This window comes from Serratia sp. T13T92, assembly GCF_047530105.1.
GTDB lineage: Bacteria > Pseudomonadota > Gammaproteobacteria > Enterobacterales > Enterobacteriaceae > Chania > Chania fonticola.
The window spans coordinates 113,526-134,932 of the sequence record NZ_JBLJAK010000014.1; the positions used below are offsets into that span (position 1 = coordinate 113,526).

Genomic DNA, 21,407 nt, shown 5'->3' on the forward strand with positions numbered 1-21,407 from the left:
AATAAATATTAAATCAAACCGTTTTCATACGCATATCGAATGAGATCGGTATTGGTAGATATACCCAACCGACGCATCGCGTTGTATTTTTGGGTTGAAATAGTGCTTATACTTCTATTCTGACGATCGGCAATTGATGCGAGCGTATAACCAGAAGAGAATAGTCGAATAACCTCAAGCTCTCTAGGTGTTAGCACCGGGCTTTTTTTAAGAAAGTAATCTTTCGGTCGAAGTATCTCATAAGCACTCGATGATAAAAATTTTTCATTATATTTCATCACATGATCGCATGCCCTGATAATTTCTTCTACGCTATCAGCTTTACTGACAATAGCATCAACGCCATAATCCAAAGTTTTGCTAAGGATTGCGGAGTTCCTTTGAGAGGTCAAAAGGATTAATTTTACCCTTGGTGCCTCAGCATGGAGCATCTTTATTTTTGAGAATCCATCTAACATCGCTTCATTGTGATCGGATGCAAAATCAGTGATCGCGATATCAGTCGGGGCTTCTGACAACCTGGCTAACAAATCTTTCCCAGCATTTGATTTATACAGTAATTCATATGCATCCTGCTGTGAAAATATTGCCGACAAGGAGTTCAATACATGGGGGTGATCGTCGGATACGGCAACAGTTTTTTTTCTCATATACATCAAACTCTCATTATGAAAAAATGATTATTAACATACAAATGAGTAGTTAATTTCCCTAAATTACATACTGTCAAACTCTTCTCGATATAGTTGCAAACAAACGAAAATACCAGGAATTATCTTACTAACCAAAATCTACAGCATTAACACCAAGTTAAAAAAATGATTTCTCGCATTAAGTGATAGTTAAGATTGTTAAGATTGTTAAAACTGAGGGTTTCGTTCAAATTATGAGTCATAGCTGCTTTCCTGCATTGATTTTTGCACGCCTGTGCTTATGCGCTCCGCGGTTAATCGCCCATATAGCCCCTAGTTACTACAAAATAAAAAAAACTAACCAACTGATTATATTAGTTATTTGACAATTTCTATTGAGAGATGAGTTAATAGATACAATGGATAGGCGCATACTTTTCTATGAGGGCCACGGAGACTTTTCATACAACCCAATATTTTTGCGAGCAAAACGCATAATTCGAGTTCTTTATGTCAGTTTGTTACATGCAATACGCTTAGTGAAAGTTAAATGCTTAACCCTTAGCACTTCCGAGCTATAGCTGTTTCAGTCGTCGCAAGATATCATCCCGACTGTGAAAAGGCTTGACATCGCCAACAAACTCGCGGCAGACTCATAACGAATAGATAGGCCAAATACACCACCGGTTTTGCTGTTGTCTGTTTACCAAAGTCTGTGCTCAGGAGCCTTGTTGCCGACAAAGTTCCACGGTTAATCTACTTCGCAGATAACCACCACATCTGCATGAGCGACTGAGCGGCATGTTGTAGCGAAGATGCACATGTTATGAACACTCTCAGCAAAACTTTGGCTATCTGCGTCAAGAGTGAATCGCCAACGATTTCAGCGAGCATAATTAATCTCAAAGTCAACAATTCATAATTTCACAAGGATAATGCAGTTGTCGCATATAATAATAAATTGACAATGGTTGGCTAAAAAGGTACGGGACAAGAATACAATCGCAAAAATTATTAAAAGTGAAAGTTATTTCCAGCAGAGCCCTTCATGTTGCGGTAGATGAAGTGTAATACTTCAGTAAAAAGACACCATACCTATATTTATCAGTAAGTTAAAAACACAACAATGCGTGTTCTTTTGGTATGGATTTATATGACTTATTATGGATTTTTTATGATTTTAAACTCACGCCAATTTAACCATAATGAGCCAATATCAAATGGTAGCAACCAATGTTTTAAAATGAGTTTGAAAAAGTTATCCTCTGATAGAGTCACTTTAACAAGGTTACTAAAAAACTCAATTTAACCTAGGTCAGCTGGTACAGAGTTGAACCCATTTTGTAATCTATGAATAAATTTCCATTTTTAAAAAAATATTATTCTAGTTGATAGCATTTCGATGCGAATACAGAAGTAGAACTTCCCCCCCCAGTTATCCTTGTCAGATTTACTCAAATAATATATAATGGCAGGAATAATCTGATGGGATTTTTAAGATGCATTACGAGATAGATGACAGCGTTGGTTTTGAGCCTGTAAGCGGGTTACTATGGCTCATTAGCACACCTGACAGTCGTATAACGTTACCTAGATTTGCATCTCAACTGTTGGAAATATTGATAATGAAGAACGATCAGTCCCTCAGTAGAGAGCATCTATTGGATATTATATGGCATAATAATGGCCTAACTGCATCAAGTAACAATCTTAATAATTATATATCTATTATTCGTCGCTCTCTTTCATCTATCGGATTGAATAATATAATCATTACCATTCCTAAGCATGGCTTTAGCTTTCATGCAAAAAACATCATTAAAGTGGAAACCCCACTTGTCATTTCACATGAAGAAATTACAGACATAAATAACACTCAAGATGAATGCGAACCACATTATATAGAAGCGCCGTTAGGAATATATAAAAGCAGAAGTGCCACGGTTAAACTGAAATGGATTTCGTTTATATCATGCTTGATAAGCTTGTTGTTAATTGCATTATATGCATATTACCCATATTACTTAGGCATGCCAAAGTCTGCAATGGAGAAATACCAAGGTAAATATGAAAATTGTGAGGTCTATGCAATCTGGAACGGACAGCGTACTTTTTATTCAATGGATAGTATATCTACTGAAATAAAAGATCTTGTTGATAAAAAAATAATAAGTTGCAGACTGGAGTCAAAGATATATTTATATAAAAGCTCTACATCTGACGGACTTCCCTTTGCTTCACATAGAGTCGTAATTTCGCAATGTCCAAATAATAAGCAAGCTATATGCAGAAATGTTCATAAAGATATTATCAGTGACAATTGATAATACAATTTCACTGCAAAGATAAATTTTATATTTAACTGACAACCTTCTGTCTATTTTCATAAGAGTCGATAATAAGTAAATCAAACCAAGTATATCATTTACATAACGGCATTGTAATCTGATTATTTTTCCACTTTGAGTAATATGAAACTCAGTACTACTTTACATCATAAACAGTTGATATTGTAATTAAAATGGATTTATTATGATTGGTAATAGAGTTTTCTTTGTATTGTTAAAACGAGTATCGCTGCGTATTAAAATGATTTGCGCTGTTTTCCTTCTGTTCATCTTGTTATTACCAATTACATTAAAATGCTTTAATAAAAACAAACCAATAATGTGCGACTCTAGCTTTATCATTTATAAAGATGATATATACATCAAACTATTTATTAAATACTACATATTTAGTGATGATGGCTTTGTTAATCTAACTGGAAGTATGTTTAAATCAGATAAGTTTATAAGAAATATAAGCTTGAAAGTTATTTTTGATTATACAAGAAAAGGAAATAGCTTTTATTTACATTCTACAAATGTAGACTCATCATTGCTTAATGATCCTGACTCCATTCCAATTAAAAATTACCTACCTTTATTTTATCTAATAAATAACACTAACTGGTCAATTGAAATATTAAAGCAGGAAGCTAATCACTTCATATTTCTCTCCGATAGCACACCATCATTTTTATGTTTTAATAGAAATTAATTCTATAGCATTAGTTTTCTATAGACTTATTTTATTACGAGTTATTCAATGAATACAAAAAAGTCTCTTTACTCTACACAAAAAATTTATCTGGATAACTAGATTTCCAGACATAAGTCACATTCTGAGAGTTAGGGCTGAGAAACTCCAATACGGGGAGTGCTGTTAGTCACCTTCCCGCTAAGTGGGTATAACTTGATCACACGCGATGCACTGCAACTGAAGAAACGTTAGATGATTAACCCATATCACAGAAATTTCAATACATATTATATGTAGTAGCAGCCAACATTTTTTGTTAAATCTCACGAAGTCGAAGTATTTGCTCAGCATTGATTGAATTTTACAGTACTAAACACCATAAATATCAGCAAGATATGGATATTTGATATCTATGACATTTATTAATATAAGACTATTCCAATTTTCCATTTTCAATATATAATACTAATAGTCACCTCACTAAACTTCATTCTTATGGAATAACTCATGATTAAGATTGATCTCAAAGTCGTCTATTTTTCAGCGCCTATCATTACACTTATCATTGGCTCTCTTGCTACTTTTCTCATTCCAAAAAAAGCAACATTTTCGTGTGATAGCGATGTCTCATATTTTGAGAATGGACAGTTAAAACGTAGTTTACAGTTGTCTTTATATTTATTTAATGATAAAACCGGATCATTAGATTTATACGGGCATGTTAATGACGCGGCAAAAAAAACCACAACTAAAATAGCACGCAGATTAAACTTTAATTACATGGAACAAAATGGAATATTTTTCATAGAACATACCAGCACTGATAAATATAACAATGATAACACTGAGCAAGGTAAATTACCTGAATTCATTAGTAGTTCAAAGCAGATTGTCCACATAGAAAAGTTAAACTCAACTGACTATTTGATATATGACAAAGTATCACCAGCGTTTGTTTGTAGAAAGTCTTCCTCAAACTAATTCCAGGTAAAATCTTATTATTTACTGAGTCCAGGAAACGTTTTTTTACCGGCGTGGTTTAACCTCCTGTCTTCGCGCACTACCGTAACTTTGTTGAATAAATCGAACTTCTGACGTCAATCAAGATAAGATCACCACGTTCCTTAGCCTGTAGCGATATCCATTGGCAAAACAAAAATTTGAAATCAACAACTGGGTGGCCAACAACAAGGCTCTCATCAATCGTGGTTCGCTGACATTCTGGCTTGATGAGTCGGCCATCCAGACCTAGAACAACGAGCCAAAAACATCTTCACGAAGGCGCCCACAACATTATTCTGCGTTAGCTATTCCCACTGTACTGACGCTCAAACGCGTCTTTCGCCTCACGCCAGGTGCAGCTCAGAGCTTCATTGATTCCATTTTTACGCTAATGAAGCTCCCGCTTCGTTACCCGGATTATTCCTGCGTCAGCAGACGGGCAAGTCCATCTGCACCCCGTTTTAAACCTTACGTGCGGCGAGATTGCCCATCTCGTTATCAACTCTACCGGATTGAAAGTTTCCGGTGAAGGCGAGTCGAAGGTGGCAAAAAATGACCAAGAAAAGCGCCACGTCTGGCGAAAACTGCACCTGGCTGTGAACGCCGATACTAAGATTATGGCCGGAGGATTCCAACCATTTTTTGCCAGATGCTTTCCAACATATGGTCCCTACTTAGAGATTTTAGATTTTTAGCACTTAAAACATCAAGCAAGTTACTTGCAAATCGGAGTAAAGTAATAATTTCTTCAGGTGATTAAATAGCCCAAAGAGCCCCCCTCAAGCGGCCTGAATGGTACAGTGTCATTGATCTCTTAGAACATTTTTATACCTAAGGCTTTGAATATAATTAGCAGTATAGCCATTCAGTGTTAAATAGGGATTATTTAGGCGACAGATGTACTACATGTTAACAGCTAAGAACATGATAAAAATCAACGCTCACCTCACTTGTAATAGAATTGTGCTCCCCACAGTTTCATCATCCCGAACACTATAGATCCCCTTATATATAACAGGGGTGATTTGCAAGTCGAAACTAAAGAGCCTACCTTTCCCTGGAATGATTATTTCTGTTGTCGGTGTGACCTCTGCGACTGTATTATTAAAGGTTTTTCCATTGATATCAGTTTTTTCAAAAACAGTGAAGCCTTGGGAGCCTTTACTTGTTGAAGATAAAGTCACTTTTAATTTACCATGTTCACCAAATCTAAAAGCAGATACTTCGGCATCACTGGAGGTAAAGTTTAGCGTAACCTGTTCAGGTTCATCACAGTTAATAATTACGGATGCAATTCTGGTACCAAGAGCAAAATTGGCGCCTGCGCTGTTTTTTGTTTTTATGTTGAGTTGACCGTAGTCCATATTAGGTGTACTGACGGATGTTGTACATTCCGCATACGCCGTAATAGGTAAAAAAACAAGCCCCATCTTCAACAAAAGATTAAAATTAAACACACGTAACAGCCATATCTTTATAGAGAACATTGCCCTCTTCCTTATCTGTATTAAAATATGAAAACTTACATTGCTCCTTTGTAACAATATTCTGTGCGAACATCGTTGCATTCTGTGGAGCATTGCTTAAAAAAACCAGACCATCATCTACCACGCTTGCCAAAAAATTAAGGTTATCATCGAGTAGCGAGCTTCCTTTAGGCAGTAACTTTCCGTCTGGTAATGATATTTTAAACAGCATCTGATTGTTGATAATAATATTATACTTTATCGTATCAACTGTTCCCCTGGCTAATGTTGACTCACGATGTCCATTAGCAATGTCGATGTTTTTGGGTAATGATTTCGTATCAACATCATAATAAGAGTGGCGATACGCTGGTATCGAAGAGACTACAGCTCTACCCTTAAAGTCAGTCCAGACATTGCCATTTGGCGTAGCAATTTTTACGCCAGCTCGCTTTTCGTTTAATTCAATAATACCGAATGTTTCATCAATCGCGTTGGGTGAAAAAGTCACTCCATTCTGATGAAGAACTGCACCACCCTGTGTTGATACTGAGTAGCTTGATGATTGCTGATTATCCTTACTGATGCTAGCCCCCACGGTCGTATAGTGAAGATTGGCGTTCACACCGCCCAACATCGTATTATTCGAACTAGAAAAATTACGTTCTGTTGAAAGACGATATGAAATTTCATCATTCATACTTCCGGCAAATTGGCTCCCAACCCTGCCATTATCGTTTGAGCTCCGATAATAACTATTCAGGTTGTTCTTCCCTAGCGGAAAACTCAGGTTGATGTTGACTTGCTTGTTTTTTTTACCACCATAGCCAGAACCATTGCTTCCGCTCATTGATACGGTTACTTTATCAAACCTACGGATCCAGCGTAACATGTTATAGGAATACGACCCCGCCAATCCATACTGCGTTGTTTTACTGTGCCCTAATGAAAAAGTGCCTAATTTCCAGGGCGTCCAGGCCAGGGAAACACTCATTTGTGTATCCTGCTTGTTGTTCACCTCGCCAGAAAATGCAGACTCTAGTAATGTACTGAAATTTGGCGTATTTTTGACCACTGCAACGCTTAATGAAACATTGTTTTCAGTCACATAGCTTGCCGTTAACCCAGCTTGAGCCCCTTTGAGATGTTGAGTATCATCATTTGATAACACCATACGCGCAGAGAGGCCTGTGCTGCGGAAAGGAACAGCATTGATATTCGTTGCTATTGATCGGTATTTATCTGACGCTAACAGCCCCGCCTGAACGCTTAAACCTGAAGCAATGGCCCATTGATTCGACAATGTGAGCAGCTTAGGGCTGTCCCCCTTCTCTGTAGGGTTAGATATTCTGCCTAACGCCAATGAATAACCGGATGCTTTACTGACCATTGGGCGATTAATCGAACTGGCAGGAACGATGAAATGCTGTGTCTGCCCATCAGTTTCAACCACGGTCACATCTAAGTCAGCATTGGCATTTTTGACCGGTATATTAGGTAAGTTAAAGGTACCTGCAGGAACCAGGGTAGTAAAAATCAACATGCCGAATTGCCTTACTTCAACACGTGCCTGATGGGTATTGGCAATACCTGTTATCGATGCACCATTTTCCCCCTGGGCATTTAATGCTTCTTCAGGCATTAGCTGAACCCCGCTTATTGAACTGACTTCAAATAAACCTGTTGCAACATCAATATCCCCGGCCTGAAAAATTTTATCAATAGCAGGAATATAACGCTGAGTATAGGCCGATAGCGTATCGGATTTAAGCCCCTCGTCAGTGCTCTGGAACTGTTGTTTGCCTCTAATGATCCAGTTATCAATGTTTATCCCGCTCCCCAGCGAGAGATAAGAATAGCGATGCTTGCCCGATAGGTTAGTATTGCGGGAGGAAAAGAAGTCGTAGTTTATCAAGGCCGCAACGCCGCCAGATTTACCTTCTATTTTTTTATCATCTGACGCTAAATACTGATGCGTAACCACAATACTGATATCCAACTTATCAGGGTTATAGATGATCGTAAAGTTTGACGGGTCTCGTCTTTCAATGCCACAAAGATTGTCTGTGCCTGCATCTGCAAAAGTGTTTCGTACGCTGTCTGGTAAATTCATCCCCAACTCAATTAATAACTTATGCGTAAAGCACAGCGCCCCTTCCCTATCAAAATTCACATTGAATGAGCCACGGAATTCACCATTAACGCTGATGTCGACAACATTTTCACCCGAAGGGAAAACGTCTTTTCTTTCAAGCTGTTCAACTATGCTCGGATCGATGCCTCGGGATGCAAGGCCTTTCAGATCATATTCAACCGCATGGGAATACATTGGCAATAAAAGTCCAAAGACAAATGTACGAGTTTTATATTTCGGCCACATAAAATTTCTTTATAATCATGAATGAATAGAACATGAGAGGGTCATATCACCGACAGTTCATTCATTATTAACGATTGGATTAGGTTTTAATAACCCATAAGAAACATGGTCAATCATAAAATAATCTACGAACACGGAAAATAATAATCATTACTAACGTGATATTGGCATCTCAAAGCTGCCGACTTCATAGCCATATTTAGACATGGTTTGTATCTTAACAGCGTCACTGCCACTCAATGTAGACTTGTCATCAAGGGTTAGCGTTAATTTCTCACCGGGTAAGATATATGCATTTTTAAGTGTGAGCTTTTTACCTGATGGTGCCACGCTGATATTCTGGTTTAATCTGACCACATAAGGACTCGGGTTGCTTACCTGTAATGATTCATTCACAACCGTCCACTTGAGATTTTTCCATGGTTCGGCCACAAGCGGCAATGCTTTAGGGTGAATAATAATCGGGATATCCTGCCGGATGTTGATCCCGATTTTATTGCTGGCGGCATCACTTTTGGGAGGAATACCTTCAAATATTACCCGTTTCATATATTCAGTTTTCAGCGGTAAATCACCGCTAACAATAAAGCGCACACGCTGGGTTTTACCCGCGCCAACGCGAGTGACAGGCTGTGTAACCAGTAATTTAGGCTGTGGCTGTCTGGCATTGGGTAGATCGTATACTTTCACGTATAATAGCGCATCTTTATCGCTGGTGTTTTTTACGTTAATACTGCCACCTTCTTCGTCTACGAATACCATTGATGTTTCTGGCTTCATAATCACGGCCAACGACGGGAAAGACACACCAAAAAAAACCATGGTAGCGAGTATTGTTTTAAAAAAAAGGGTTCTAGACATTGGAGGGCCTTATAAAATAATGCAGAAGCTAACAGCAGCTTCTGCATTCACGATCAAATTAGATTACAGGTAAACCACATCAAACGTTGCGTTGCCGTCCAGTTTAACGTCATCGACAGAACCCAGTTTATTTACGGGTGCAATCGAAGGAATGATTTTCAAGTCCAAAGTGACGTTCTGCGCAACAACAGGGGTTTTATTATCTTTGATACCCCATGACAAAATTTCTAGTGCATTAGTTTGGAAGTATTGAATACCGATATCACTTGTCCATGAGGAACCTTCAGTAGCAGATAATAGGAAAGCATCTGGTTTGGCATTATCTACTAGTGCAGTAGTTATTGAGGATGTAAGACGGTAGCCACCGATAATTTTACCCGCTGATGTCTTTCCAAGGCTAAACCAGGCGTTAGGCAAATTGCTTGATCCAATTACCTCACCCACCCCTTCGTTCGCCCCCTCAGCAATATCAGTACTACGAATGCCAAACAGAGTCGGTGCCGTACAATCAACATTAAGCTTGGTTGTTTTGGTGGCTAAATCAGTGAAAGTATTTGCATTCAAGGTAGCGCTATTGATATCACCGTAATCGAGTACGGCATCACCATTGATGCTGATATCGCATGAACCCGGTTTGATAGTACCGATGACTTTAATAGAAGCCTGCTCTGCTGCCATTGCCGCAGTACTGGCAGCCATACCGATAACCAGAGCAACGGATACAGCGATTTTGTTAAAAGAAGCGTTCATTTTATAGTTCCATTATTTGATTGTGAAAGACGAAAATCATTTTGAATTTGCCTGACTATGTACAGCACAACTCGTTTTGCTGTGACGACAATAATAGCGATTTTTCTTATAAATAAAATGATATGTTGATAATTTTATATCTATAGGTTTTTTAACTTAAAAATAATTAATTTTTAGTTTTATATGTTGTTTTTGGTTTTTATAACCATGCGTTAAAGATCACAGAGCTTTGTTTAAAATCTGGTTTCAAGCAGGATAAGAACACCGCATTCCTGACGATATCCCTGTGTCCAGTGACAAAACCAAAATTCAAAAATTGGCTATTACCGCCGTACTGATGCTCAAACATTTGTTTTGTCTGACACTCCCGGCCGCTCAGGGATTCATTGATTCTATTTTTATCTTAATTAAGCCTTCACTCCGCAGCCCAGATTACTCCTGCGTCAGCAGGCGAGCCAAGTCCGTGAGCATACTTTCAAAAACCCCACGTGCGGCGAGATTACTCATCTGGTTACCGATTCCACCGGCTTAAAAGTCTTCGGTGAAGGCACGTGGAAGCTGAAAAACATGGCTACGCCGGGACAGAACCAAAAGCATTATCTGGCAGGTGCACTACTTTCGAATAAGATTATCTGTCCAAGAGTCGGATACGTTAGAAGCGCATGTCCAGTTCAATGAGCGGCATGTGGAAACGGGATTTATGGTCGGTACAGTAAGGCACCGTCATTCGAAAGAGGCGGCAACAGATATGCCTGACCTACAAAATTGCCGCGCCACATCTCGACTCTACCGGTTATTTTCACTAGTGTTTCCGACTGAAACGACTTCTGTATAAATCCATAGGGCTAAATACAAGCACCAAATAATAGATTACTGGGGGAACTCAATCAATTTTGAGCGTAATGCTCAATCGCCAAACATCACAAACCCTCACCGCAGGACTGACTAATGCTGACCATACCTCCCCCGTAATTATTGAATCCTCCGCACATATGCTTGCCTGATGACACATATCAACTTTGATTTCATATCTCATCAGGAATAATACCTTAGTTGACGTTTTTTTATCCACCGAACGACATTGATGGCTAAAAATGACAAAAAAATATGCAATGGCGGAAACCAACAACGCCAATATCCCTACTGACGCTGTTAGCCTTGCGAAACAGGTAACTACGTTGCTGGTAGTTTCGGCCTCCCATGGCACATTTCTAGGCTATCTAGGTAATCGACGTGCCACTGCATCATCTCCCGCCAGCCCTCGAGGTACAGGGCGTGGTTATAAGTACCCCGAATACTATTTTTGTCTACATACGCCAACTGGAGCTCAATCTTGGAAGTGTTAAAGTTTTTTCATGCCGGATGGTACTCATCACGCAGAGGAAACCATGGTCAATCACCGCCTAAGCGTGGCAAAATCAAATGGACTCCCCCCTTCTCCCTATTCACATCCAAGAAATCCGCCCACCACTGGAGCATCAACTTGCGCTCATCCAGATGCTCCGCCTTATGGATATAGGCTGCTCGCACAGAGTTACGTTCCATATGACTCATCTGCCACTCAACGGCATCCTTCGACCATAAACCCGACTCGATCAATGAACTACAGGCTATGGTTCTGAAACCGTGGCCGCAGACTTCAACCTTAGTGTCGTACCCCATTACACGTAGTGATTTTTTCACCGTATTTTCACTCATTGGCTTACGTGAGTCATGATCGCCAATAAAGATCAGTTCATGATTACCTCTAATATATTGTATTTACTTAAAAATGCTTAACGCTTGTCGAGAAAGTGGTACCAGATGAGGTGTTCGCATGTTTGAACCGCTCTGTACGGCATAACGCATCGCTGCTGAAGCCTTAAAGCCACTTCTAGACGTCCAGATAGCTCAATAGCTTTGTACGTTGAAGTCGGTTGACCTTGAGAGAGCTAATATAGCGAGAAAGGTGGGGAACTGCTGGATTTCAGGCACAAAAAAAGCCGCTCGAAGGCGACTTGATTTGCGTACTGACTAATGGTGCCGAAGGCCGGACTCGAACCGGCACGTATCTCTACGGTTGATTTTGAATCAACTGCGTCTACCGATTTCGCCACTTCGGCACTGAAGTAGTATGCGGAAAACGTGGGCATTATACCTTCCCACTTGCCTCGCGCAACACTTATCAAGCATTCAACGAGTTGAATGTTGAAAAAAACGTCACCCGTCGATTTTTTCGGCTTACTCTGCTTATTTATTACCCTGGTCTTACCCAGTCAACGCGGCTAGAAGGTGTTGGAACAGTGGTGTAGGGCTCAAGCTATTAACGGGCGCAGCATGCAGCGCCCCTACGTTTTGCACCGTTGAAGTTTGTCAGCATGCTGTCCGAGCCCGGCAATCTCCTCACCACCAACCTGCACTTTTTTGTTACACCTCACACTTTTCATCACAACCTTCTGTGACTCCCAATATCGCAAAATAAAAACACAACATATTGAATATAAATAATTTTATGACAATACATCCTGATACTCCCCACCTCCCTTATGTGACAACCCTCGTTTATTTGTTAAATCAAATGATTGAATATTAATAACATAACAAAAAATAACAGCCATCCAGCGGCACCATCGCTACCGACCAGGAGTTGAGCATGATCCCATCGGAACGCCGCGATTTTATCTATCGCTATGTACATGAGTATCAGTTGGTCACCATCGTGGCCCTGGCCGAGTTGATGAGCGTTTCACATATGACCGTCAGGCGCGACATCCATCAACTGGAAGAAGAAGGCAAGGTGATTAGCGTCAGTGGCGGCGTGCGCCTGAGTGACACGCTACGCCAGGAGCTGGCCTACAAAGAGAAGGCCCAACTGCACCATCGGCAAAAACGGGCCATCGGCAAATATGCCGCCGAGCTGGTCGAAGATGGCCAAGTGGTCTATCTGGACGCAGGTACCACCAGCTTCGAGATCGCTCGCCAGCTGGCCGAGCGCTTCAACCTGACCGTGGTCACCAACGATTTTTCCATTATCCAGCACCTGATGAACCGCCCACAGCTCAACCTGTTTCACACCGGCGGGCGAGTCGATCAACGTAACTATTCCTGCGTCGGCAGCTGCGCCGCCATGCTGTTGCGCACCTTGAATATCGACGTGGCCTTTATCAGCACCAGTTCCTGGGATCTGGAACATGGTCTGTCTACCCCACACGAGGAGAAAGTGCTGGTGAAACAGGCGCTGCTGGACGTGGCCCGGCGCAAGGTGCTGGTCTCCGATAGCAGTAAATACGGCAAGTACGGCATGTTTCGCGTCTGCTCACTGGCGGCGCTCGACGACATCATCTGCGATGCCGCCCTGCCGCCAGAAACGCAGCAACAACTCCAAGAGCGTGGCGTGCGGCTGCACAGCATCAACCTCTGATAACACCCCCTACAAAGGAATATAACCATGAAGGTCATCATTACTGGCGGAGCAGGATTTTTGGGTCAACGCTTGGCAACCGCGCTACTGCGAGACAATACGCTACCTTTTGACGAACTGGTGCTGGCAGATATCCAACAGCCTAACGCCCCGCTAGCCGATCCGCGAGTTCGCTGCCTGGCGCTCGATCTCACTCAACCCGATGCCGCCGATCGGCTGATCGACAGCGATTGCAGCGTGCTGTTTCACCTGGCCGCCATCGTCAGTAGCCATGCGGAAAGCGACTTCGATCTCGGGATGCAGGTGAACTTTGACGCCACTCGCCAACTGTTGGAAGCCGCCCGCCGCAATGCCCCGGCAATGAAGTTTATCTTCACCAGCTCGCTGGCGGTGTTTGGCGGCCAGCTTCCAGCCACCGTCACCGATGAGTGCGCTGTGCAGCCACAATCCTCCTACGGTGCACAAAAGGCTCTGTGTGAACTGTTGATCAATGATTACGCCCGCAAAGGGTTTGTCGATGCGCGGGTGCTGCGTCTGCCCACCATCAGCGTGCGCCCCGGCAAGCCGAATAAGGCAGCGTCCTCCTTTGCCAGCGGCATCATCCGTGAACCATTGCACGGGGAGCCTTCAGTCTGCCCGGTCTCCCCAGAGTTGACGCTATGGCTGTCCAGTCCTGGTACCGTGGTACGCAATTTTATCCATGCCGCCACGTTGCCTGCCGCGCAGTTCGGCACCTCACGCATCGTCAACCTGCCCGGCATCAGCGTCACAGTAGAGCAGATGCTAGCCGCACTGGAGGAGGTGGCCGGTGAGCAGGCTCGCGCCAAGGTGAGCTTTGTACCGGACGAAGCCATCAATCGTATTGTCGCCAGTTGGCCGGGCAACTTCGATGTACAACGTGCATTGGCGTTGGGGTTCTGTGCCGATGAAAACTTCCAGCAGATCATCCGCGCCTTTATGCGCGATGAGATGCCGCAGGCCGGGAGCTGATTATGGCACTTTATACTCCCATCATTGGTTTGGCGGTGGCCGTGTTCGTACTGGTGTGGCTGGTATTACGCACGCGGGTTCATGCATTGATCGCCATGCTGGCAGCAGCCTCTATCGCCGGGATCAGCGGCGGGCTGAGCGCCATGCAGACGGTAGATACCATCTCCAAAGGGTTTGGCAGCACACTCGGCAGTATCGGGATTGTTATTGGTCTGGGGGTGATGATGGGCCGCGTGCTGGAGGTTTCCGGCGCGGCGGAGCAGATCGCCTTCAGCTTTATCAAGTGGCTGGGTAAAAAGCGCGAGGAGTGGGCGTTGGCGATCACCGGCTATATCGTCAGCATCCCGATTTTTGTCGATTCGGCCTTCGTCATCCTTTATCCGCTGGTCAAGGCGCTGGCCAAGAAGGGCAAACGCAATCTTCTGACACTCGGCGTAGCCTTGGCGGGTGGCCTGATCATTACCCATCATGCAGTGCCCCCAACACCGGGTCCATTAGGGGTGGCGGGGATCTTCGGCGTGGATATCGGCGCTATGATGCTGGCCGGGCTGGTGTTAGCCATTCCCTGCGTGATCGGCATTGTGATCTATGCGCGCTGGCTCGGCACCTATTACCCGGATTTTACACCAGAAGACCAGGAAGATGAGCCGGAAGACCTACGGGCCGCCCACCAGCGCTATCTGGCTGAGAAAGAAGCCAAGGTGCTGCCAAGCTTAACGTTATCGCTGCTGCCAATCATCGCCCCCATCGTGCTGATTTTTATCAACGCGGTGAACAATATGCTGGCCAAATCTGAAGGAATGGCCTGGCTGGGAGAAAGCCTGTGGGGGCAAGCCTTTGCCTTCCTCGGCGCACCGGTGATTGCATTGGCCATCAGCGTGCTGCTGGCGGTTTACACCCTGATGCCGAAGGTCGACAAGCACGAAACGCTGGAGCGGCTGGAAGAAGGCTTGCAGGCCGCCGGGATTATCTTGCTGGTGACCGGTGCCGGTGGCGCGCTTGGGGCAGTATTACGTGAAAGTGGCACCGGCACCTTGCTGGCGCAGCACGTCGCCAATCTGCCGCTGTCCCCGGTATTGATCCCGTTCTTTATCGCTACGCTGGTGCGCTTGATACAAGGGTCGGGCACTGTCGCCATGATCACCGCAGCCTCCATCTCAGCCCCTATCGTCAGCCAGTTGCCCGGCGTCAATATGCTCGCTGCCGCGCAGGCCGCCACCATGGGCGCGCTGTTCTTCAGCTACTTTAACGACAGCATGTTCTGGGTAGTCAACAGGATGATGGGGATTAAGGACGTGAAGCAGCAGATGATGGTCTGGTCAGTGCCCACTACTATAGCTTGGGCGATCAGCCTGGTCGGTGTCCTGATACTGGATTGGTTGTTGTAAACGCCCCTCACCCTAGCCCTCTCCCACAAGGAGAGGGAACCGTCCGAGCCACTTGTCAGCCTTAACGCCCCAGTTAGCTCCCACCCCCGATTAAGCTAGTAAAAACTTTCCTAATTGATTGATAACTAAAATAGTTTGACCTACCTATCATTATTCAGGATTGGTCAGACCTTTAGGGTTAGCGGATTGACCTCGATCAAAAATGACATACCGGCTGGTCGGTATGATCGCCGCATGAATACCCACGTGCATCGCAAAAAAGACCCGGAACGGCTGCAAGAGCAGCTGCTGGAAGCCGCCAGTATCATCGCCGCTAAAGATGGGATTGCCGCGCTGTCGCTAAACGCCGTCGCCAAGCAGGCTGGGGTCAGCAAGGGCGGGCTGCTGCACCACTTTCCCGGCAGGCAGGAGCTGATACATGCGCTGTTTATTCGCCTGCTGGCCGTGATGGATCGCGGCATTATGGCGCTGATGGCCGTGGACGATAACCCACGTGGGCGCTTCTCCCGGGCCTATCTGATGTACCTGGCAGGCATCAGTGAAACCGACACCAGCCGTCAATTGGCCCTGCTGTCGCTGGCCATGCCGCATGAAATGGTGTTGCGTAAATGCTGGCGGGACTGGGTGCTGCAACATCTGGCCAACGCCGATGAACTGGATCGCAGCTACGTAGGTAATTTGGTGCGCTATGGTGCAGACGGCCTATGGCTTTCTGAACTTACGGAAGGAGTCACTATGACGCCGGAAGAGCGGCTTGCATTGGTGACGAGGCTGGCGGCAATGACCTTCGAGGAGCTTTAACCTCCGCGGTTTGCGGGCAGCCAATCACCCAGGGGCGATAATGAAATACAAAATTAATGCCTTTCTTATTTATGACGCCACCGAAGGTTCGCTAAAGCTGGACGATGGCGGCAAGTCAGATAGCCAGCTCACCATCACTGCCAACGCCCTGCTGTTCTTCATGATCCAGCATCCTGGCGTGATCAGCCGCGATACGGTAATGCAGCGGGTCTGGGACGACAACGGGCTAATGTCCTCCAACAGCAACCTGAATCAGTACCTGAGCATCCTGCGCAAAGCCTTTCGCCGTTATGGCATTGAGAACGTGATCGTCACCGTGGCCCGTGGCAGGTTGGAAATAAATCCAGAGCTGACGATCGAGGTGATCGATGACTCCTTGTTGCATCCGGTAATACATGCCAGCGAACAGGAACCCTCTGCCGAGGTAGCTCCAGAACCAACGCCGGTAGCGGCAGCCATCAACAGCAACGATCGTTACTGGGGTTATGCCGGGGCAATGATATCGCTGTTGGCCATCGCGCTGATCGGCTGGTCGTGGAGTAACAACGGCAGCCTGACCCCTCTCGTCTTCACCCCCGTCGCGCAGGAACCCATTGAGGTGTTATCCACCGACGCCATGATAAATCCAAGAATGCGCGAGAATTACCTGAAAAACTTTATTGCCGTCAAAGAAAAAAAGAACATAAAGTATGATAAAGACGAACGTTTTCTGTTCTTTTATGGTGATAAGCTGCAATCCAACGGGTTAGGCCGGACGTTTCTCGCACACTGCGCCAAACATCAAGATAATACATTCAGCTACTGCGATAACTATTTTTATTATTCATGGAAATAAATTATGAAAACAATGGGCTGGGGGAGAAGGCTGTTTGCCGTCTCTATCATATTGCTACTGGTCTCACTATTTATCACCGTTAAGCATAATGTTATCCAGCGCGATGATGTTTTAAATTGCTCAACCAAAGCCATTATGCACTTTGAAGATACCGTTACCGAATCCGTTAACGTCAATATTCACTTTAACTTTAATGCCAAAGGTAAAGGTTCCATCGTGGTGGAAGGATATTCAGACTCGGAGGCAGGCTGGCTTTATTTACAACGCTACGTACAGTTTGATTATACCAGCAAGCGTGTTTCCCCCGGCGCCCGCTATTATCAGATCAACCGCTGGGTCTCCAGCAAGTCCTCTATCGATCAATCACCCGACGTGATCTTTGATTACTTTATGCGGGAAATGTCAGACAGCCACTACGGCCTACAATTGGCGATGGAGAAAATCAATGCCGACACCGTGCTGCTCAGTTCGATCAACTCCCCACTGTTTATCTGCGCGTTGAAACCCGGCAGCCAGTTAGAGTAGCGCCCGTTCCCCAGCAAAGCTGTTCCCCCTTGTCATAAGCCTCTGACCAGCCTCCCTTAGCCCTTACAATCCCCTAAAAATACCCCTGATAGTCATAATGCCTGTCGGTTATTCGGCGATCGCTATTTCCCCTCACCCCAACCCTCTCCCCAAAAAGGAGAGGGAGCCAGTACGGAGCCGAAGTTAAGTACAGAGGCTAATCTGTGGCACGTTCAGTCCCCTCTCCCTGCGGGAGAGGGTTAGGGTGAGGGGAGATTGCCGACCTTAACAACTGCCCAAAAAAACCTGCGCTACTCCACAGTCTGCAAGACCCTCCGCTACCTAAAAAACCCATTTGAATACCATAGATTTAACATTATTTTCCGCCCTTAAGTGAATGCCAAATCCCGCCATTTCTTGCCAGGGAGCAGAACTATTATCGGGCTGATTATCAGAGCAAACAGATAAACAGAGGATAAATCGAGGCTTATTATTAGAACAAAAAACTAAATAGATATCGATTAATGAATTTATATTTTGAATAACCACCGGAGGGGTATAGTGCCCTTAGCCGTCGGAAACCTTGATCCCCTCATGGCCGAACGGCACAGCAGATGACAACTCATAAACCGGCTTTGTGGAGGAAACAACAATGGGTGATGCATTAGGCTTAATCGAAACCAAAGGGTTGGTGGCCTGTATTGAAGCGGCGGATGCCATGTGCAAGGCGGCCAACGTCGAGCTGATCGGCTATGAAAACGTCGGTTCCGGCCTGGTCACCGCCATGGTGAAAGGTGACGTCGGTGCGGTAAAAGCCGCCGTCGATTCCGGCGTGGAATCCGCACAACGCGTGGGTGAAGTAGTGACTTCACTGGTTATCGCCCGCCCACACAACGACATCAACAAAATCGTGATTAAGCACAAAGCGTAAACAGCGCATCAAGGAGAACGGATCATGGGTGACGCATTAGGATTGATTGAAACCAAAGGGCTGGTGGCCTGTATTGAAGCCGCCGATGCGATGTGCAAAGCGGCCAACGTGGAGCTGATCGGCTATGAGAACGTCGGTTCCGGCCTGGTTACCGCGATGGTGAAAGGCGACGTGGGCGCGGTCAAGGCGGCAGTGGATTCCGGTATCGAATCGGCCAAACGCGTGGGTGAAGTGGTTACCTCACTGGTCATTGCCCGCCCGCATAACGATATCCAGAAAATCATCTCGCAGTACAAAATCACCGAATAACAAGGAATTCACTGATGAAAGATGCACTCGGATTGATCGAAACCAAAGGGTTGGTGCCTGCTATCGAAGCCGCCGATGCCATGTGTAAGGCCGCCAATATTGAACTGATTGGCTATGAAAACGTCGGCTCCGGCCTGGTCACCGTGATGGTGAAAGGCGACGTGGGTGCCGTTAACGCGGCGGTGGAATCCGGTATTGAAGCCGCCAGCCGAATTGGCGAAGTGATTTCATCACGGGTTATTGCACGCCCACACAATGATATTGAGAAAATCGCCTCACAGCATAAGGCGTAATTCAGCCTGATTACCGGCGGTGGCAGATAAGTACTCTACCCGATTGCAGCAAGTAAAAAATTAAACTCCTATTCAGGGGAATAGACTAATGACCACATTAGATCCGGATTTACAATCCATTCAGCAGGCTCGCACGCTGATTAAAAATGCCAAACAGGCACAGTTGCTGTTTGCCAAATATTCACAGGAAAAGATCGACGGCATTATTAAACATATTGCCAGCGAAGCGGCCAGGCATGCCGAAGAATTGGCAAAGATGGCCCATGAAGAAACCGGCTTCGGCAATTGGCAGGACAAGGTGTTAAAAAACATTTTCGCCTCTGAAAAAGTTTTTGAGCATATTAAAGATTTAAAAACCGTCGGTATTATTCGTGACGATCAGCAGAATAAAGTCATGGACGTGGGCGTCCCGTTAGGGGTGATTACCGCCCTGGTGCCGTCCACTAACCCAACCTCAACCATTTTCTATAAAACGCTGATCGCGCTGAAGGCCGGGAACGCCATTATTTTCTCCCCGCACCCTAATGCGCGCCAGTGCAGCCAGCGGGCGATTGAGATCGTCAAGCAGGCCGCGCTCCAAGCCGGTGCCCCTGCGGGTATCGTTGACGGCCTGACCCAGCTGACGCTGGAAGCCACCAAAGCCCTGATGCACAGCAAAGACGTCGCGCTGATCCTGGCTACCGGCGGCGAAGGTATGGTTCGTGCGGCCTATAGCTCCGGCACACCAACCATCAGCGGTGGCCCAGGCAACGGCCCGGCGTTTATCGAACGCAGCGCCAATATCCAGCAGGCGGTGAAAGACATCATCACCAGCAAGACCTTCGATAATGGCGTGATCTGCGCCTCTGAGCAGTCGATCATCGTGGAAAAGTGCATCTATCAGGACGTACACCGCGAGTTGCTGGCCCAGGGCTGCTACTTCATGAACGACGATGAGTCTGCCCGCCTGGCCAATATCCTGTTGCGCCTGAACGGCATGATTAATCCTGAAGTGGTGGGCAAGACCGCCATCTACCTCAGTGAACGCGCCGGATTCTGCGTACCTGCGACCACCAGAGTGCTGATTTCGTTGCAAAACAGCGTCTCGCGTAAAAACCCTTACGCCCGTGAAAAACTCTGCCCGGTGCTGGGGCTGTACATCGAAGAAGACTGGATGAGCGCCTGTGACCGCGTGGTGGAACTACTCACCAACGAAGGTTTGGGGCATACGCTGGTCATCCACACCCAGAACCAACAGGTGATCCGCGAGTTTGCCCTGCAAAAACCGGTGCACCGCATCCTGATCAATACGCCCGCCGCGCTTGGAGGCATTGGCGCAACCACGAATCTTATACCTGCGTTAACGCTCGGTTGCGGTGCCGTTGGTGGCGGCTCCAGCTCGGACAACGTCGGCCCGATGAACCTGCTGAACGTACGTAAAGTCGGCTATGGCGTTCGTAGCATCGAGGATCTGCGCCAACCACAACCCGCAGCTCAAACGTGCAGTGCGCCAACCAGCCATAGCACCAGCATCTTCGACGATAACCGCTTTGCAGCGCCAACGGCGGCGGTAGCCCCGCAGGCCGCACCGGCACCGCTGTATGCCCAGGGCGACGATCGTTTCGGGGCGGTCACCCGCGCAGTGGTTAACGCCGCAGCCAATGACATCACCGAAGAGAACGTCGAACGGATCATTACGGAAGTGCTTGGACGCCTGTCCCGGTAACACATCAACGAACGTAGCGCCCCTTCGGGGCGAGCACGGCAGCAAAGCTGCCTCAACCGTCCTTAAGACCCTGCCTCACATCAACGCCGGCGGCGGCTGATCGTGCCCAGCCCCTCGCGATCTCGCCCCGCACTGA

General features: G+C 45.7%; 17 protein-coding genes, 1 tRNA gene and 4 pseudogenes. 14 read left to right on the top strand and 8 right to left on the bottom strand.

Annotation, left to right across the window (positions count from 1 at the left end; all coding sequences use genetic code 11):
- Nucleotides 1-8: 8 nt before the first annotated feature.
- Entirely contained in the window at nt 9-650 is a 642-nt protein-coding gene (locus ACMV5I_RS15235) for a response regulator (protein WP_414824735.1), read from the bottom strand.
- A 1,481-nt stretch (nt 651-2,131) separates the two neighbouring features.
- Between ACMV5I_RS15235 and ACMV5I_RS15240 the strand changes: the two genes are divergently transcribed.
- The 3 genes and pseudogenes from ACMV5I_RS15240 to ACMV5I_RS15250 all read left to right on the top strand — a co-directional run.
- The gene (locus ACMV5I_RS15240) at nt 2,132-2,956 is read left to right on the top strand and encodes a winged helix-turn-helix domain-containing protein (RefSeq protein ID WP_414824736.1); all 825 of its coding nucleotides are present in this window, start codon (nt 2,132-2,134) and stop codon (nt 2,954-2,956) included.
- 1,207 nt (nt 2,957-4,163) lie between these two features.
- Nucleotides 4,164-4,637: a hypothetical protein gene (locus ACMV5I_RS15245; RefSeq protein ID WP_284122122.1), complete on the top strand. Its 474-nt coding sequence runs from the start codon at nt 4,164-4,166 to the stop codon at nt 4,635-4,637.
- Nucleotides 4,638-4,800: 163 nt separating this feature from the next.
- Nucleotides 4,801-5,269: pseudogene (locus ACMV5I_RS15250) on the top strand (transposase); the annotation flags it as partial.
- Nucleotides 5,270-5,599: 330 nt separating this feature from the next.
- On the opposite strand, the gene ACMV5I_RS15255 reads toward ACMV5I_RS15250, so the two are convergent.
- From ACMV5I_RS15255 to ACMV5I_RS15270, 4 genes are all read right to left on the bottom strand, one after another.
- Nucleotides 5,600-6,145, bottom strand: coding sequence for a hypothetical protein (locus ACMV5I_RS15255; RefSeq protein ID WP_414824737.1), 546 nt, complete (start codon nt 6,143-6,145; stop codon nt 5,600-5,602).
- Nucleotides 6,108-8,504: a fimbria/pilus outer membrane usher protein gene (locus ACMV5I_RS15260; RefSeq protein WP_414824739.1), complete on the bottom strand. Its 2,397-nt coding sequence runs from the start codon at nt 8,502-8,504 to the stop codon at nt 6,108-6,110. Before ACMV5I_RS15260 ends, ACMV5I_RS15255 begins: the two co-directional genes overlap by 38 nt.
- Before the next feature lie 153 nt (nt 8,505-8,657).
- On the bottom strand, nt 8,658-9,365 hold the full coding sequence (locus ACMV5I_RS15265; RefSeq protein ID WP_414824740.1) for a fimbria/pilus chaperone family protein: 708 nt from the start codon (nt 9,363-9,365) through the stop codon (nt 8,658-8,660).
- 63 nt (nt 9,366-9,428) lie between these two features.
- A complete protein-coding gene (locus ACMV5I_RS15270; RefSeq protein ID WP_414824741.1) occupies nt 9,429-10,115 on the bottom strand; it encodes a DUF1120 domain-containing protein in 687 nt (228 codons plus the stop codon).
- Between the two features lie 316 nt (nt 10,116-10,431).
- Between ACMV5I_RS15270 and ACMV5I_RS15275 the strand changes: the two are divergent.
- Nucleotides 10,432-10,679 (top strand): annotated as a pseudogene (locus tag ACMV5I_RS15275) (transposase); the annotation flags it as partial.
- A 609-nt stretch (nt 10,680-11,288) separates the two neighbouring features.
- On the opposite strand, the pseudogene ACMV5I_RS15280 reads toward ACMV5I_RS15275, so the two are convergent.
- The 3 genes and pseudogenes from ACMV5I_RS15280 to ACMV5I_RS15290 all read right to left on the bottom strand — a co-directional run.
- A pseudogene (locus ACMV5I_RS15280) lies at nt 11,289-11,506 on the bottom strand (integrase); the annotation flags it as partial.
- Nucleotides 11,507-11,511: 5 nt separating this feature from the next.
- A pseudogene (locus ACMV5I_RS15285) lies at nt 11,512-11,948 on the bottom strand (tyrosine-type recombinase/integrase); the annotation flags it as partial.
- Between the two features lie 184 nt (nt 11,949-12,132).
- Nucleotides 12,133-12,217, bottom strand: a tRNA-Leu gene (locus ACMV5I_RS15290).
- A 530-nt stretch (nt 12,218-12,747) separates the two neighbouring features.
- Here ACMV5I_RS15290 and ACMV5I_RS15295 point away from each other — a divergent pair.
- From ACMV5I_RS15295 to ACMV5I_RS15340, 10 genes are all read left to right on the top strand, one after another.
- Nucleotides 12,748-13,515 (top strand): DeoR/GlpR family DNA-binding transcription regulator, encoded by a 768-nt coding sequence (locus ACMV5I_RS15295; protein ID WP_414824743.1) that lies wholly within the window; start codon nt 12,748-12,750, stop codon nt 13,513-13,515.
- A 27-nt stretch (nt 13,516-13,542) separates the two neighbouring features.
- Nucleotides 13,543-14,505 (top strand): D-erythronate dehydrogenase, encoded by a 963-nt coding sequence (gene denD, locus ACMV5I_RS15300; protein ID WP_414824744.1) that lies wholly within the window; start codon nt 13,543-13,545, stop codon nt 14,503-14,505.
- Nucleotides 14,505-15,893: a GntP family permease gene (locus tag ACMV5I_RS15305; RefSeq protein WP_414824749.1), complete on the top strand. Its 1,389-nt coding sequence runs from the start codon at nt 14,505-14,507 to the stop codon at nt 15,891-15,893. Before denD ends, ACMV5I_RS15305 begins: the two co-directional genes overlap by 1 nt.
- 234 nt (nt 15,894-16,127) lie before the next feature.
- The gene (locus ACMV5I_RS15310) at nt 16,128-16,694 is read left to right on the top strand and encodes a TetR/AcrR family transcriptional regulator (protein WP_024484717.1); all 567 of its coding nucleotides are present in this window, start codon (nt 16,128-16,130) and stop codon (nt 16,692-16,694) included.
- 40 nt (nt 16,695-16,734) lie between these two features.
- Nucleotides 16,735-17,529, top strand: coding sequence for a winged helix-turn-helix domain-containing protein (locus ACMV5I_RS15315; protein ID WP_174332740.1), 795 nt, complete (start codon nt 16,735-16,737; stop codon nt 17,527-17,529).
- A 3-nt stretch (nt 17,530-17,532) separates the two neighbouring features.
- Complete coding sequence (locus ACMV5I_RS15320; RefSeq protein WP_141131047.1) at nt 17,533-18,054, top strand: FidL-like protein; 522 nt, start codon at nt 17,533-17,535, stop codon at nt 18,052-18,054.
- Between the two features lie 631 nt (nt 18,055-18,685).
- Entirely contained in the window at nt 18,686-18,964 is a 279-nt protein-coding gene (locus ACMV5I_RS15325; protein WP_004249182.1) for a BMC domain-containing protein, read from the top strand.
- A 24-nt stretch (nt 18,965-18,988) separates the two neighbouring features.
- A complete protein-coding gene (locus tag ACMV5I_RS15330; protein ID WP_021807825.1) occupies nt 18,989-19,273 on the top strand; it encodes a BMC domain-containing protein in 285 nt (94 codons plus the stop codon).
- A gap of 14 nt (nt 19,274-19,287) precedes the next feature.
- On the top strand, nt 19,288-19,566 hold the full coding sequence (locus ACMV5I_RS15335) for a BMC domain-containing protein (protein ID WP_021179127.1): 279 nt from the start codon (nt 19,288-19,290) through the stop codon (nt 19,564-19,566).
- Between the two features lie 88 nt (nt 19,567-19,654).
- On the top strand, nt 19,655-21,271 hold the full coding sequence (locus ACMV5I_RS15340; protein ID WP_414824745.1) for an acetaldehyde dehydrogenase (acetylating): 1,617 nt from the start codon (nt 19,655-19,657) through the stop codon (nt 21,269-21,271).
- Nucleotides 21,272-21,407: the final 136 nt, after the last annotated feature.

Excerpts from the sequence above, each read along its gene's own strand:
- ACMV5I_RS15235 (WP_414824735.1), bottom strand. The coding sequence starts at position 650 with ATGAGAAAAAAAACTGTTGCCGTATCCGACGATCACCCCCATGTATTG.
- ACMV5I_RS15240 (WP_414824736.1), top strand. The coding sequence starts at position 2,132 with ATGCATTACGAGATAGATGACAGCGTTGGTTTTGAGCCTGTAAGCGGG.
- ACMV5I_RS15245 (WP_284122122.1), top strand. The coding sequence starts at position 4,164 with ATGATTAAGATTGATCTCAAAGTCGTCTATTTTTCAGCGCCTATCATT.
- ACMV5I_RS15255 (WP_414824737.1), bottom strand. The coding sequence starts at position 6,145 with ATGTTCTCTATAAAGATATGGCTGTTACGTGTGTTTAATTTTAATCTT.
- ACMV5I_RS15260 (WP_414824739.1), bottom strand. The coding sequence starts at position 8,504 with ATGTGGCCGAAATATAAAACTCGTACATTTGTCTTTGGACTTTTATTG.
- ACMV5I_RS15265 (WP_414824740.1), bottom strand. The coding sequence starts at position 9,365 with ATGTCTAGAACCCTTTTTTTTAAAACAATACTCGCTACCATGGTTTTT.
- ACMV5I_RS15270 (WP_414824741.1), bottom strand. The coding sequence starts at position 10,115 with ATGAACGCTTCTTTTAACAAAATCGCTGTATCCGTTGCTCTGGTTATC.
- ACMV5I_RS15295 (WP_414824743.1), top strand. The coding sequence starts at position 12,748 with ATGATCCCATCGGAACGCCGCGATTTTATCTATCGCTATGTACATGAG.
- denD (WP_414824744.1), top strand. The coding sequence starts at position 13,543 with ATGAAGGTCATCATTACTGGCGGAGCAGGATTTTTGGGTCAACGCTTG.
- ACMV5I_RS15310 (WP_024484717.1), top strand. The coding sequence starts at position 16,128 with ATGAATACCCACGTGCATCGCAAAAAAGACCCGGAACGGCTGCAAGAG.
- ACMV5I_RS15315 (WP_174332740.1), top strand. The coding sequence starts at position 16,735 with ATGAAATACAAAATTAATGCCTTTCTTATTTATGACGCCACCGAAGGT.
- ACMV5I_RS15320 (WP_141131047.1), top strand. The coding sequence starts at position 17,533 with ATGAAAACAATGGGCTGGGGGAGAAGGCTGTTTGCCGTCTCTATCATA.
- ACMV5I_RS15325 (WP_004249182.1), top strand. The coding sequence starts at position 18,686 with ATGGGTGATGCATTAGGCTTAATCGAAACCAAAGGGTTGGTGGCCTGT.
- ACMV5I_RS15330 (WP_021807825.1), top strand. The coding sequence starts at position 18,989 with ATGGGTGACGCATTAGGATTGATTGAAACCAAAGGGCTGGTGGCCTGT.
- ACMV5I_RS15335 (WP_021179127.1), top strand. The coding sequence starts at position 19,288 with ATGAAAGATGCACTCGGATTGATCGAAACCAAAGGGTTGGTGCCTGCT.
- ACMV5I_RS15340 (WP_414824745.1), top strand. The coding sequence starts at position 19,655 with ATGACCACATTAGATCCGGATTTACAATCCATTCAGCAGGCTCGCACG.